At 66.6% G+C, this 13,555-nt stretch carries 15 protein-coding genes; 10 read left to right on the top strand and 5 right to left on the bottom strand.

The window, feature by feature from the left end; translation table 11 throughout:
- Positions 1-17: 17 nt before the first annotated feature.
- Both METLW3_RS0100310 and METLW3_RS24930 read right to left on the bottom strand, forming a co-directional pair.
- Positions 18-743, bottom strand: coding sequence for a hypothetical protein (locus METLW3_RS0100310; RefSeq protein ID WP_024878039.1), 726 nt, complete (start codon positions 741-743; stop codon positions 18-20).
- 76 nt (positions 744-819) lie between these two features.
- Complete coding sequence (locus METLW3_RS24930; RefSeq protein ID WP_051465354.1) at positions 820-1,698, bottom strand: GGDEF domain-containing protein; 879 nt, start codon at positions 1,696-1,698, stop codon at positions 820-822.
- 382 nt (positions 1,699-2,080) lie between these two features.
- On the opposite strand from METLW3_RS24930, the gene METLW3_RS0100300 reads away from it, so the two are divergent.
- Positions 2,081-3,364: a dicarboxylate/amino acid:cation symporter gene (locus tag METLW3_RS0100300; protein ID WP_024878038.1), complete on the top strand. Its 1,284-nt coding sequence runs from the start codon at positions 2,081-2,083 to the stop codon at positions 3,362-3,364.
- An 11-nt stretch (positions 3,365-3,375) separates the two neighbouring features.
- On the opposite strand, the gene METLW3_RS0100295 is transcribed toward METLW3_RS0100300, so the two are convergent.
- Positions 3,376-4,236, bottom strand: coding sequence for a CoA ester lyase (locus tag METLW3_RS0100295; protein WP_024878037.1), 861 nt, complete (start codon positions 4,234-4,236; stop codon positions 3,376-3,378).
- A 93-nt stretch (positions 4,237-4,329) separates the two neighbouring features.
- On the opposite strand from METLW3_RS0100295, the gene METLW3_RS0100290 reads away from it, so the two are divergent.
- The 3 genes from METLW3_RS0100290 to METLW3_RS0100280 are packed head-to-tail and all read left to right on the top strand — an operon-like array spanning position 4,330 to position 6,466.
- Positions 4,330-5,049: a carbonic anhydrase gene (locus METLW3_RS0100290; protein ID WP_024878036.1), complete on the top strand. Its 720-nt coding sequence runs from the start codon at positions 4,330-4,332 to the stop codon at positions 5,047-5,049.
- 2 nt (positions 5,050-5,051) lie between these two features.
- The gene (locus METLW3_RS0100285; protein WP_024878035.1) at positions 5,052-5,930 is read left to right on the top strand and encodes a TIGR01459 family HAD-type hydrolase; all 879 of its coding nucleotides are present in this window, start codon (positions 5,052-5,054) and stop codon (positions 5,928-5,930) included.
- A gap of 59 nt (positions 5,931-5,989) precedes the next feature.
- Positions 5,990-6,466 carry a MaoC family dehydratase gene (locus tag METLW3_RS0100280; RefSeq protein ID WP_024878034.1) on the top strand — a complete coding sequence of 159 codons (477 nt, stop codon included), beginning with the start codon at positions 5,990-5,992 and terminating at the stop codon, positions 6,464-6,466.
- A 22-nt stretch (positions 6,467-6,488) separates the two neighbouring features.
- Here METLW3_RS0100280 and tam read toward each other — a convergent pair whose 3' ends face one another.
- Positions 6,489-7,262, bottom strand: coding sequence for a trans-aconitate 2-methyltransferase (gene tam, locus METLW3_RS0100275; RefSeq protein ID WP_024878033.1), 774 nt, complete (start codon positions 7,260-7,262; stop codon positions 6,489-6,491).
- A gap of 275 nt (positions 7,263-7,537) precedes the next feature.
- On the opposite strand from tam, the gene METLW3_RS0100265 reads away from it, so the two are divergent.
- Entirely contained in the window at positions 7,538-8,182 is a 645-nt protein-coding gene (locus tag METLW3_RS0100265) for a hypothetical protein (protein WP_157516501.1), read from the top strand.
- A gap of 2 nt (positions 8,183-8,184) precedes the next feature.
- On the opposite strand, the gene METLW3_RS24925 is transcribed toward METLW3_RS0100265, so the two are convergent.
- Entirely contained in the window at positions 8,185-9,084 is a 900-nt protein-coding gene (locus METLW3_RS24925) for a polysaccharide deacetylase family protein (RefSeq protein WP_024878030.1), read from the bottom strand.
- 94 nt (positions 9,085-9,178) lie between these two features.
- Between METLW3_RS24925 and mgtE the strand changes: the two genes are divergently transcribed.
- From mgtE to METLW3_RS0100230, 5 genes are all read left to right on the top strand, one after another.
- Positions 9,179-10,591 (top strand): magnesium transporter, encoded by a 1,413-nt coding sequence (gene mgtE, locus METLW3_RS0100255; protein ID WP_024878029.1) that lies wholly within the window; start codon positions 9,179-9,181, stop codon positions 10,589-10,591.
- 83 nt (positions 10,592-10,674) lie between these two features.
- Positions 10,675-11,634, top strand: a complete 960-nt coding sequence (locus tag METLW3_RS0100250) for a GH25 family lysozyme (protein ID WP_024878028.1) — start codon at positions 10,675-10,677, stop codon at positions 11,632-11,634.
- A complete protein-coding gene (locus METLW3_RS24920; RefSeq protein ID WP_024878027.1) occupies positions 11,631-12,029 on the top strand; it encodes a hypothetical protein in 399 nt (132 codons plus the stop codon). Before METLW3_RS0100250 ends, METLW3_RS24920 begins: the two co-directional genes overlap by 4 nt.
- 316 nt (positions 12,030-12,345) lie before the next feature.
- Complete coding sequence (locus METLW3_RS27265; RefSeq protein ID WP_084484753.1) at positions 12,346-12,810, top strand: cupin domain-containing protein; 465 nt, start codon at positions 12,346-12,348, stop codon at positions 12,808-12,810.
- A gap of 306 nt (positions 12,811-13,116) precedes the next feature.
- A complete protein-coding gene (locus METLW3_RS0100230; protein ID WP_024878025.1) occupies positions 13,117-13,515 on the top strand; it encodes a hypothetical protein in 399 nt (132 codons plus the stop codon).
- Positions 13,516-13,555: the final 40 nt, after the last annotated feature.

The raw sequence follows: 13,555 nt of genomic DNA, 5'->3' as shown, positions 1-13,555 counted from the left end.
GAGCCCGACAGCCTCGGTCAGTGGCCGCCCTTGGCCTCGTGATAATTCTCCACATTGGTCTGGAAATCGGCGACGCATTTTTGCGGAACCTCGTCGGCGATCTCGGGCCGCGCGTCGAAGCAGCCGCCGAGCATTTCCGGGCCGGGCGGAAATCCCTTGCAGAGCGAGACATAGATCGCATTGCATTCGCGCGAGAGTTTTTCCTCCAGCGTTCTGGCGACGAGCAGGCCGTCGATCAGGTCGCGCGCCTCCTCATTCGTCTTCGCCGCGCCGATGATCATGGGCTCGCCGCGCAGATCGAAGACCATGAGCGTTGAGGCCGCGGCGCCGTCGGCGCGCTGATAGGCGACGCGCACGATCAGCCCGGCCGGCGCGCCGGCGGGATCGAGCCGCCATTCGGCCTGCTTCGCGCCCGTGACATTGGGAAAATTGCCGAGCGAGAAGGCCGAGGCCATGGGCCGTTCCAGCGAATAGAGCGTTTTGCCGCGCTCCAGCACGAGGAAGCTGCGCGGATCATCGTCCACGACATAGACGGAAAAGCCGCCGACGCCGGCGCAGTGGAAAATCGCGGTCCTGCCGCTCCTCTCCAGCGTGCGGTTCGCGAGCTTCAGGCGATCCGTCGCGGGGCAGTTCTGGAGAGAGCTATATTGCGATTTCGGCTCCGCGGCGGGAGCGGCGCAGGCGTGGCAGGTGAAGGCGTGGGAGGCGAAGGCGAGAAGAGAAAGGGCTATTCCGCGGATCATGCCGGCTCGGCCTTTCGATGCGACGGGGGGCGGCGACTATATAGCGACCGACGAAGGGCGAAGCGATGATCGGCGCTCAGCCCTGGATCTCCTTCAGTCTCGCCCCACGGGCGACGCAGACGCGATCGCGCCCCAGCGTCTTGGCGCGATAGAGCGCTTCGTCCGCGCGGCGCATGGCGTGGGAGAAGCTTTCGTCCGCGGCGATTTCGGCGACGCCTATGCTGACGGTGATCGGGGGCAGGCGCGGCGTGACATGCAGCGCCGCCGCCTGCCGGATCATCTCGGCGACGCGCCGTCCTCGAGCGAGCGGCGCGCCTGCCAGGAAAATGACGAACTCCTCTCCGCCCAGGCGGCCGGCGAGCGCGCCTTCGGGGGTCGTCAGCCGCAGCAGCGCGGCGAAATATTGCAGAACCTCGTCGCCGACCGCATGGCCGAATCGATCATTGACCCGTTTGAAATGATCGAGATCGAGGAGAACGACCGTCGTCGGATCGCGCTCGGCCTGCGCGCTCGCGAGCCGAGGCGCGCAAGCGAGGTCGAAGCCGCGCCGGTTCAAGAGCCCGGTCAATTGATCGATCTCCGCCGCGCGGCGCGCCTCGCGGATCGCCTCCTGCGCGACGATGAGCAAGGTGAGCAGCCCCGCTGCGATCAGCAGAACGCCCGTCGCCGATTGCGAGGCGATCGCATAAGAGCTGGCGACATATTCGCTCGGCGTGCGGCCGACGCCGAAGGCGGTCGCGAAAAAGGGCTTCGCGAGGAAATGCGCGGCGATCAGCCCATAGAGGCCGGCGAGCGCTATTTCGAGCGCCGCGCGTCGGCCCGCGAGCAGGATGATCCAGCCGCAGCAGGCTGTCGCCAGAGCATAGGGCGTCTGATAGACGAGGTTGAAGGCGAGACTGTCTTGCGGCCATTCGCCGATCGCCGATCGCCGCGCCGCTGAGCAGCGCCGCGCCATAGAGCCCCGCGACGGCGCTCCAGCGCGGGCCGCGACCATAGAAGCGGGCGAGAGAGGCCGACATCAGAAACAGGCCCGCGCAAAAGCCCACATAGTTCAGCGCGCCGAAGATATCGGGCCAGACTCCCAAGTGAACGACGAAAAGGCACAGCGGAGCCGACATTCCGAGCATGTAGCTCGCAGCGAACCACAACGCCCGGCGGTCGGCCGGATTGGCCAGAGCGACGAAGGCGAAGCTCGCAGCGAACAGCGCCGCGATCATGACATTGACGATGAGAGCGTAGGACGCGCCGAGCATGGGACTCCCGAGATGCCGGGAATAGACCTATAAGGTTGACAATTCGCGTCATTTTCATGTCGGCGATCATTGGAGGACGAAAGATTGCGACCGAACGAGACAGAGACGACGACCGGCCTCATCGCGCATTGGCGCGCCATTCCGCTCTATGCGCGCATCATCGTCGCCGTGGCGCTCGGCGTCGTCGCCGGCCTCGCGCTCGGCGATTCGGCGCATATCCTCGGGACGCCAGCCAAGCTCGTCCTGCGCCTGCTGGGCGCGCTGGCGCCGCCGCTGATCCTGCTCGCCATCGTGCAGGCGCTCATGCGCGCGCATCTCGCTGGCGGGCAGGCGCTGCGCCTCGTCGCTCTGCTCCTCACCAATACTCTGGTGGCGATCTTCATCGGACTCGCGGTGGCCAATGTGCTGCAGCCGGGCGCCTGGACGACGGCAGCCCCCGGCGCCCCGGCGAAATCTGCGGGCGGCGCGGCCGATCCGCTGATGCAATTTCTCGACAGCGTGCCGAAGAGCATTCTGGGGCCTTTCGGCGACAATGGCGCGGTGATGGGCGTCATCTTCATCGCCGTCGCTTTCGGAATCGCGCTGCGCGGGCTGCGCACGCATGAGGTGCGCACGGTGGAGGATCTCGTGCATGTGGCGCTGACGAGCCTCATCACCATTCTGCATTGGATCATCGATGTGGTGCCGCTCGCCGTCTTCGGCCTCATCGCCAGCATCGTCGGCGTCAGCGGCTTTCGCGATTTTCTCGCGCTCGGCGGATTCTTCATCGCTGTGCTGACGGCGCTGGCGCTGCAATTCCTCTATTACGCGCTGCGCATCAGGCTCGGCTCATGGGCGAGCCCGCTGCATGTGGTCGCCGGCGTGCGCGATGCGCTGCTGATGGCTTTTTCGACCGGCAGCTCCACGGCGACCATGCCTTTGACCTATCAGCTTCTGCGCGAAAAGGTGGGGCTGCGCGAGCAATCGGCGAGCATGGGGGCGCTGGTCGGTTCCAATTTCAACAATGACGGCACGGCGCTCTATGAGGCGATGGCGGCGCTCTTCGTCGCGCAATTGCTGGGGCTGCATTTGACGTTGGGGCAGCAATTTCTTGTGGCGCTGACCTCCGTCGTCGCCTCTGTGGGCGCGGCCGGCATTCCAGAGGCCGGCCTCGTGACCATGACCATGGTGTTCCGCGCCGTCGCGCTGCCGACGGATTACATCGCGCTGCTGCTGACGATCGACTGGCTGCTGGATCGCTGCCGCACGGCGATCAATGTGATGGGCGATGTGACGGTGAGCTGCCTGCTGGACGGCAAAACGCGGGCAATCGAAACGCGGGCAAGCGAAACAGGGGAAGGCGAGGGCTTGTCGCCCCCGCCTCTTTGATAGCCCGCCGCTCAGGCCGCGCCGTAGAGCGCCAGCGTGCGCCGCGCGCCGTCGAGATGCAGGCGCTCCACCATGCGGCCGTCGATCTGCGCGACGCCGATCGCCGCATTCTCCGGCGCGTCGAACAGCTCGACGATCTTGCGCGCGAATTCGATCTCGGCCGGCGAGGGCGCGAAGACCTCGTTGACCGTGGCGATCTGGCCTGGATGGATCAGCATCTTGCCGTCCATGCCGAGATCTCGGCCCTGCTCCGCCTCGCGGCGCAGCCCTTCGAGATCGTTGAAATCATTGTAGATGCCGTCGATGATATCGACATTGTGCAGACGCGCCGCCAGCACCGAGGCGGAGAGCCAGGCGACGAGCGCCGGACGGCCCGGCGTCAGCCGCGCCCGCGTCGATTTGGCGATGTCGTTCGGCCCCAGCATCATGGCGGAGAGCGGCGCCTCCTGCGCGGCGCTGGCGATTTTCTCAATGTCGAAGAGCGCGCGCGGCGTCTCGATCATCGCCCAGAGCGTGGTGTGGGCGGGCGCGCCGGCGGCCTTCATATCGCGCGCGGCGCGCAGAATATCGTCCCGGCTATTGGCCTTGGGGACGACGATGGCGTCCGGCCCCGCCGCGGCGACGGCGGCGATATCGGCGGCATACCAGGGCGATTCGAAGACATTGACGCGCACGATGATCTCGCGGGAGCCATAGCCGCCGCCCTTCACCGCGGCGACGACCTGCTCGCGCGCCGCCTCCTTGGCGGCCTCGGCGACCCCGTCCTCGAGCTCGAACATCAGCACATCGGCTGCGAGCGTCTTGCCCTTCTCCAGCGCTCTGGCGTTGGAACCCGGCATGGCCAGCACGCTGCGTCGCGGTCGCGAAATCATGGCTCTCTTTTTCTCCCCTTGCCTCGTCGGTCGCGCTCCACAATAAAGGAGCCGCCGCCGGCGCGCCATCGCCGGCCGTCACGAGGAGCGAATATGACCGAAGCCGGCCCGACAGAGCAGCCCGGCGACATTCTTCCCGCCCATCTCGAGAAAGGCTACGAGACCTTTCTCGCCGGGCGGTTTCGCAGCGAGCAGCAGAGATTCCACGAGCTGGCGGCGGAAGGCCAGAAGCCGCGGACGATGGTGATCGGCTGCTGCGATTCGCGCGTCGCGCCGGAGGCGATCTTCGACGCCGGGCCGGGCGAGCTGTTCGTCATTCGCAATGTCGGCAATCTCGTGCCGCCCTATGCGCCGGACAATCAATATCACGGCACCTCGGCGGCGCTGGAATATGCGGTGATGGCGCTGAAGGTGAATCATCTCGTGATCCTCGGCCACGCCCAATGCGGCGGCGTGCGCGCCTATGCGGAGAGCCAGGCCGATCCCTACACGCGGCCGCTCTCGGCCGGCGATTTCATCGGCAGCTGGATCAAGCTGCTGGCCCCGGCCGCCGAGCGCGCCGGCGCCATTCCAGACCCTCTCACGCCCGATTATGTCGAGCGGCTCGCCTTCGAGTCGATCAAGCAGGGCGTCGCCAATCTGCGCAGCTTCCCCTGGATCGCGACATTGGAGCAGCGCCATTATCTCTCGCTGCACGGCGCCTATTTCGGCGTGATGGACGGCAGGCTGCTGGCGCTGGACGAGGCCACGGGCGAATTCTCGCAGGTCGCCCCGCAGGCCCATGCCGCCGCCTTCGCCCAGCCGCGGTTCTGAATATGGCGATCCCGCAGATCGACGGCCTGTCGCAACTCGCCGATCGCTATGACGCGATCCTCTGCGACGTCTGGGGCGTGCTCATCGACGGGCGCTCGCATTTTCCCGTCGCCGCCGAGGCTCTGGAAAAATTCCGCGCCCGCGGCGGCAAGGTGGCGCTCGTCACCAACGCTTCGCGGCCGAGCGAGGAGGTCCGCAGGCAGCTCGACGGGCTCGGCCTGCCGCGCGCCGCCTATGACGATCTCGTCAGCGCCGGGCAATTGACGCTGGAGCAGATGGTCGCGCGGGACGGCGAGGCCTGCCATCATCTCGGCCCGCCGCGCGACAATGGGCTTTTCGAGGCCGCCGATCGGCTTCTCGGCGGAAAATTCCGCCGCGTCCCGCTCGAGGACGCCGATTATGTCGTCTGCACCGGGCTCATCGACGAGCGCCGCGAGACGCCGGACGATTATGCGAGAACGCTGGAGCGCATGCGCGAGCGCGGCCTGCCCATGCTCTGCGCCAATCCGGACATTGTGGTCGGCATCGCCGGGGAGCTGGTCTATTGCGCCGGCGCTCTGGCCGAGCGTTACGCCGCGCTGGGCGGCGAGGTGGTGATGGCCGGCAAGCCCTATCTTCCGATCTACGCCGCCGCTCTCGGCCGCATCGCCGCTCTCGCCGGCGAGGCTCCCGCCCGCGTTCTGGCGATCGGCGACGGAGTGGCGACGGATTTGCTGGGAGCGTCCCGCGCTGGCCTCGACTCGCTGTTCTTGACCGAGGGGGTCCATCGCGACGAGCTCTACCCGCCGCCGGACCGCCGTCTGGACGCCGCCGCAATGGGGGCGCTTCTGGCCGGGGCCGGAGTCAAACCGGTTGCATTTGCGCCGTTTCTGGTGTGGTAGATGGAGAAACGGCCCAGCGGCCTCTTCCGCCTGGGCGACAAAGGCCGGTGACCGCATCCATGTCGACGCCCTTCAAGACCTATTATTTCGAAGACCTCGCCATTGGAATGCGCGAGACCTTGATGAAGGCCGTCATGGACGACGACGTGATCGCCTTCGCCGATCTCTCCGGCGACCGCAATCCGATCCATTTGTCGGACCATTTCGCCAGCAAGACGCGCTTCGGCGAGCGCATCGTGCACGGGCTCTACACGGCCTCGCTGATCTCGACCGTCATCGGCATGTATCTGCCGGGTCCGGGCGCGGTCTATCTGTCGCAGACGCTGAATTTCCGCGCCCCGGTGAAGATCGGCGACGTGATTCACGTCGTCGTCGAGATCGTCGAGCTGATCGAGAAGGGCCGCCGCGCCCGCCTGCATTGCGAATGTCTGGTCGACGGCAAGGTGGTGCTGGACGGCGAGGCCTGGGTCATGGTGCCGAGCCGCGAGCAGGCGACCCGCGCCGCGCAATTGGCCAAGCCCGCCGCCTCCGCCTGAGCCGCGGCGTCTTCGCTGCGGCTCATTTGCGGCGCGCCACGATGAACAGCCGCGGAAAGAGCAGCAGAATCTTTCCGTCCGTCCGGCGCGGATAGGCTTTGGCGAGCGACGCTCGATAGGCGGCGACGAAGTCTCGCGCCTCCCCCTCCGTCAGCGGCGCGAGAAACGGGCGCAGCCCTGTCGCTCTCACCCATTCGACGATCGCATCCGCCCCCGCCAGCGGATGGGCGTAGGTCGTGCGCCAAACATCCGTCTCGCAGCCCGCTTCGTGCAGCAGATCGTAATAGGCCTCGGCGTCGAGGATTTTCGAGCGGATCGCCGAGGCGTCGCCGATTTTCTGCGCCCAGGGTCCGGCGACGGCGGTCTCCCGCATCAGCCGATGGCTCGGCTCGTCCTGATTATCGGGCATTTGCACGGCGAGGACGCCGCCCGGCGCGAGCTCGGCGACGAGGCGGGGGAGCAGCGCGCGATGATCGGGGAGCCATTGCAGCGAGGCGTTGGCGAAGAGGAGATCGGGCGCCGCATCGGGACGAAAATCGGCGATATCCGCTAAGGTGAAGTCGGCGGCGGGGAGGCGGGCGCGGGCGGCGGCGATCATGGCGGGCGAGGAATCGACGCCGAGCAGACGGGCTGTGGGAAAACGCCCGGCCAGCAATTCTGCGCTATTGCCCGGCCCGCAGCCGAGATCGATGATGAAGCTGGGCGCCTCGAGCGGAATGCGAGCCAGCAGCTCGCGCGCGGGCCGCGTGCGTTCTGTCTCGAAAGTCGAATAGAGAAGCGCATTCCAGTCGGCCATGATCGAGCCAATTCATCTGTCGCGGCCTCTGCGAGCCCGCTCGAGCGGCGCCGCTCGGCCGCATCATCCCTCGCCAATGCGGCGAGGATTCGTCCTTCGGCTCCTGCGCTCACGGACTTGCGCGTCGCAGACACGGGGCGGCCCTTCCAGCGCCGAACTCGCGCCCTTTTTCGCCGCCACGCTCACGTAGAAAACGTCTTCGGCGCCAGCATGATAGAAGATGAGACGCGGCAATGTGGGACATGAGGCGAGGAGACAAGGGCATGAGCGCGGGCATGAGCGTCAGACCTACGCTGTCCGGCGCCCTATTGGCCGCCGGCCTCGCCGCCACCACGGCCATGGCGGGCGATCTCGGCTATCCGGCCTCGGCGCTCGGCGAATTTTCGAGCAAGCCGCGCAGCGCCTTCGACAGTGCGCCGCCGCTCGCCGCGCCTTTCGTCCTGCCGGCGGACCCGGAGCAGACGGCGACCACGGCTCCCGCCCAACCTCCCGTCCAACCTCCTGCCCAAGCTCCCGTCCAAGCTCCCGTCCAAGTTCCAGCCCAAGCTCCCGCCCGAGCCCCGGTCCGAGCTCACGCGCCGCCTCCGGCCGCCGCCGCGCCGGCGCCGGTCGCCGAGGCCGAGGAGCCGGCGCCGCCGCCCTCCGATACGGCTCCCGCTCCTGCAGGCGCGCTCGACGAATATGAGGCGCGCTGCTTCGTGAAGCTCCAGGGCCGCGTCGTGACCGCCAAGCCGTGCCGCATCCTGCGCGAGCCGAAGGAAATCATCTTCGAGATCGACGAAGGCCCGCTGACGATCAAGCTGCGGCAGGGCCGCGTCTGGACCGCGCGGCTCAAGGATCACGATCTCGGCAATGTCTACCAGACCGGCCCCTGCTGGGGCGCAAAGGGTTTCTACGCCTGCGACCGCGGGAAGCTCTGATTTTACTGCGATTTAACGCCCCGGCCTTCTTCCTGCGGCTCGCTGCGCAGGCCCTTGGGGCCGAGCGTCTTGGCGATGATCGCCTCGGTCGCCGACGTCCAGCCGGGCTTCGCATGGGCGATGGGCGTCGGCCCTTCGCCGGGGACGATGTGAACGAGGCGGAAGCCGCGCGCTTTCAGCTCGCGTAGAAAATCCGGCATCATCGCCGCCGTCGAGGGCCGCGGATCGTGGAACAGCACGATGCCCTTGCCGGCCGCCTGCAGCCGCGACATCACCAGCTCCAGCTCGGCGCGCGGCGACATTTCCTGCCAGTCCGAGGCCCACAGATCGGCGCCGAAGACCGAGACGTCGCGGTCTTCCAGCCAGCGCACCAGCTGCGGCGTGTCGGCGAAGCCGGGAAAGCGGAAGAAGGGGAAATGCGGCGAGGGCTCGCCGGTGGGAAAGCCAGCGGCGGCGTCGACGGCGCGGAAGCCTTTTTCTATGTCGGCCTGCGCCGTATCCTCGCTCATCAGCCGCAGCGTGCGGGCGGGGTGGCTATAGGAATGATGTCCGGCGTTATGCCCTTCGGCGACGATGCGACGGACCAGCGCCGGCGATTCCGCCGCATGGGAGCCGACGAGAAAGAAGGTCGCCCGCGCGCATTCCGCCTTCAGCGCATCCAGCACGCGCTCGGTCGCGCCATGGGCCGGGCCGTCGTCGAAGGTGAGGACGACCTCGTGATCGGCGAGCGCCAGCGTGCGCGGATAGGTCTGCAGGCCGAGCGCCAATCCCTCGCTTCCGTCGATCGCGATCGTCCGCGAGACGCCCAGCGCCTGCGCGCCGCATTCGGCCGCGCCGGCGGCGGCGGGCATGAGGGCGAGCAGAGCCGCAGTAAGACGAAAGAGAGTCGAAAGAACATGCATAGGCGGTTTGCTTTCCCGGCGCGGCGCGTTATGGGAGCCCTGTCCCGGTCTCGCCGGCCGGTTGGCTCCCCTCGCGCATCGATCAGGCCCCCATATGTCGCAAGACCATGAAAAATCGGCGCCTGCGGAAGGAAATTTTCGTGACGAGGAAACCGGCGAGCCGCGCGCCGATTTCGTCGCCGCGGTGGAAGAGGCCATCGCCGAAGGCGATTCCGGCCATGTGAAGGAGCTGGTCTCCCCGCTCCACGAGGCGGATGTCGGCGCGCTGATCGAATTGCTCGATCACGAGGAACGCCCGCGCCTCGTCGAGCTGATGGGCGACGAGTTCGATTTCGCCGCTCTGACCGAGATCGGGGAGTCGACGAGAGAAGACATCCTCGAGGAGCTGCCGGTCGCGACGCTCGCCGAGGCGATGCGCGAGCTCGAGAGCGACGACGCCGTCGCCATTCTGGAGACCCTGGAGCCCAAGGAGCAGGCCGAGGTCCTCGAGGCGCTGCCGGCGCAGGAGCGCATCATTCTGCGCCGCTCGCTGGAGGCCGCCGAGGGCACGGCCGGGCGCCTGATGCAGACCACGCTGATCGCCGTGCCGCCCTTCTGGTCGGCGGGCGAGGTGCTGGATTTCTTCCGCGCCACCGAGCCGGACGAGCTGCCGGACAATTTCTTCGAGGTCTTCGTCGTCGATCCGGCCTATCGGCTGCTCGGCACGGTTTTTCTCGACGCGCTGGTGCGCGCCCATCCCAAGACGCGCGTCGAGGAGATCATGCAGGCGGACCGCCGCCGCGTGCAATTCGACGAGGACACCGAGGAAGTGGCGCGCCTCTTCGAGCGCTATAATCTTGTGTCCGTTCCCGTGGTGGACGAGGCGGAGCGGCTCGTCGGCGTCATCACCATCGACGACGTCGTGGACGTCATTCAGGAGGCGGCCTCCGAGGAGATCAAGGCGCTCGGCGGCGTCAGCCCGGACGAGGAGCTGACCGACAGCTTCTGGTGGATCGTCAAGAGCCGCTTTCTCTGGCTCCTCATCAATCTCGGCACCGCCTTCATCTCGGCGAGCGTGCTGAAGACCTTCGAATCGCAGCTGCAGCAAATGGTGGCGCTGGCCGTGCTCGCGCCCATCGTCGCCAGCCAGGGCGGCAATTCGGCGACGCAGACGATGACGGTGACGGTGCGGGCGCTGGCGACGCGCGAGCTCTCGCGCTCCAACGCGCTTCGCATCATAATGCGCGAGCTGGCGACGGGGGCCTTCAATGGCGCGGCTTTCGGCGTGATCACGGGGCTCGTCGCGGCCAATTGGTTCCAGACGATCGGCCTCGGCCCGGTGATGGCCATGGCCATGTTCACCAATCTCGCCGCCGGCGCGCTGGGCGGCATTCTGGTGCCCATGCTGCTCGAGCGCTGGAAAGTCGATCCGGCCGTCGCCTCCAGCGCCTTTGTCACCACTGTCACCGATGTCGTCGGCTATGGTTCCTTTCTGGGCATAGCCACGTTATGGTTCCGCCTGGGTTGAGTCGCGCGGCCGAGACTGTGGCGAATCGCGCCGGCTTTGGGGAATTAACGCTTCGTTACCGGCTTGCGGGATATTTTCGCGCAATGCGATCGAACGAGATTTTCGCGGCTGCGGCCGCCGTCCTCCTTTCCACGGCCCTCTCCGGCTGCGGCAGCGCCGTGGATCCGTCCTATAGCGCGCGCCCGCGCTTTGCGACCAGCGCGCCGCTGGTCAACACGCGCAAGGACCCGACCTATCTCGCCTATGCGGTGCCGGAGTCGCAGCTGCACGCCTATCCGGCGACGCGCAGCGCCGAATTCTCCGTGCATGGCGTCGATGTCTCCAAATATCAGGGCGATATCGACTGGCAGGCGGTGAAGGAGTCCGGCGTCGGCTTCGCCTTCATCAAGGCGACCGAGGGCGGCGACGCGCTCGACTCCAAGTTCCAGCGCAATTGGGCGGCGGCCAAGGCGGCCGGCGTGCCGCGCGGCGCTTATCATTTCGTCTATTGGTGCCGGCCCCCGCATGAGGAGACCGGCTTCTTCAAATCCGTCGTGCCGGTGGAGCCGGACGCGCTGCCGCCAGTGCTGGACGTGGAGGCGACGCCCACCTCCCGCAGCTGCAAGCGCACGCTCTATCGCGAGGAAGTGCTGCGCGACATGCGCGTCATGCTCCAGGATATGGAGCGCCATTACGGCAAGAAGCCGATCATCTACAGCTCGGTGGATTTCTATCAGGCGATCCTGCATTCCGGCGCGCTGGCGGAATATCCGATCTGGGTGCGCTCGACGAAATATCATCCGGCGGTGCGCTATGGCGACCGCAAATGGACCTTCTGGCAATATCGCTCCGACGGGCATGTGCCCGGAATCTCCGTCGCCGTGGATCAGAACACATTCAACGGCAGCCATGCGCAATGGCGGGAATGGCTGGCCGATCAGACCGGGCTGAAGGCGCAGCCGGTCGCCACGGCGGCCGCCAAGCCGATCGACGATCGCAGCATAGAAAAGCTGATCGAGGAGGATCCGGCGATGCTGCCCTCCGCGATGAAGAACGCGCAGTGATCCCCCGCCGGGCGGCGCGCGCGCGAGCCTTTTGGCTCGCCCTCGCGACGACGCTGCCCGCGGCCGAAGCGGCCGGCTGCGGCGCCGGCGATCCTTCGCTCGTCGGCCATTATTATCTCAGCGGCGTGATGGAGACCGGCTCCGAGCTGCTGCTGCGGCCGGACGGGCGCTTCGACTATATGCTCGCCTATGGCGCGCTGGACGAGATCGCCTCCGGCTGCTGGTCGCGCCAGGGCGATGTGGTGACGCTCGCCGTCTCGAAATTTCAGGCGAGCATGGACGATCCGATGAAATTCGATCGGCTCGCTCTGACCGTCACGCCGCGGGGCGGCCTGTCGCGGCGGTTCGAGGGCGGCCGAACAGGCGTCTATTCGCGGCCGCGCGGCGGCCGCTGAGCGCGCCCGGAGCTGCGCTCTGGCGAAATCGGGGCCGTTTTGAAATTCGCATTTTGACCCTGAGCGGTCATTCGATATCGACAAGAATTTCGTGCAGGCTCCTCGAGGATCAGAACGTGTTCGAGGTCAAACAGTGGCCGCGTCACGGCTTTCCGATTTGGGCGCGTTGCGGTGTCGAGGCGGTCTAATTCGCATACCTCCCTTCGCTCTTCAGACTTTTGGGATTATGCTGCTTCCAACAGGATATTGGCGTAGGTTGGCGTCGGTCCTCCAAGGTCGAGCGCTTCCCCATGGGAAGCAAAAAAGAGCGTGTGCAATGCCCGCTATCAGACCAACGCAATTCGTGACCGAGGATCGAAAGCCCGGCGATGTCTGCGGACCAGCGAGTACGCTCTGGATCAGTGAAGCGGCGGGGCTGACGCAGTTCGGCGCCCTCATCGAGATCCTCGAGCCCGGGTCACTGTCCTCCCTCGAGCATTGGCACAGCGCTGAGGACGAGTTGCTCTATGTCCTGGAAGGCGAAGTAACGCTGATCGAGGGCGCTACCGAAACGATTCTCCGCGCTGGCGATGCAGCCGCTTTCAAAGCTGGCGTCGCGATTGGCCACCATCTGCACAACCGCAGCGAACAACCAACTCGCTGCCTGGTTATGGGCGCGCGTGCGCCTATCGATAAAATCACATATCCGGATCATGATCGGGTCTGCCATCGAGATCGCTCCCTTCCCGACGACATCTGGACCGACGGCGCAGGGACGCCGGCAACTAACCCATATGCTTGAGATCTAGCGCTTCTGTATCGTTGAACGGCGTGCCGATTCATTCTCGATATTCGAAGCGATGCGTTTGGCGCCTCGGCGAAATTCGGCATGCCCACCGCCACTCTGCCGCCCCCTTGCCCAATCGCTGGCCAAGGCGGGCGAAATCGTCTAGTGTGCCGGAACATTCGAGAGCATCAACGCTTTTGAAGGATTCTCGGCGTCGTAATATCGACGCGGTTTCGAGCGTGTGCGCCGTTTAACGAATTTTCCAAAGGCCCGGACGGGGAACGTCCGAGGCGACGCCTTCATAGACGAAAGGATGAGGCCATGCGGCTTGCTGCGGCGATCTTCGCCACTTGCGTATCTTTTTCCGCGCTGGCGCTCGAATTGCCCGCCGCATCCCCGGCGGATATGGCCCCCGCCGCTGTCGCCCAGCTCGACGTCCGCGTCCCCGAGACCGCTCCGGTCGCCGATGTCGCGCCTCTCCCGCCCGTGATCGAGCGCTCGGTCGTCGCGCGGCCGGCGCCGGCCGCCGCGCATCGCAAGGTCAGGCGCATCGCCCGGCGGCCCGGCGCGCTCGCGCATCATTCGGCGCCGCCGCGCCGCCGCATAGAGGCGCGCGCGCCCCTCCTTCCGACGCCTGTAGCGGAGGCGCTGCGCCCCGCCCCGCGGCGTTGCGACACCATCGCCTGCCCTCGCTTCGTGCTCGTCGGCGTCGGCTTCTGAAGAGAACCGATCTCACGAAATGACGCGGCCGCGCCGAAGA

The organism is Methylosinus sp. LW3 (assembly GCF_000527115.1).
GTDB lineage: Bacteria > Pseudomonadota > Alphaproteobacteria > Rhizobiales > Beijerinckiaceae > Methylosinus.
This window is presented reverse-complemented; position numbering and strand designations above follow the sequence as displayed.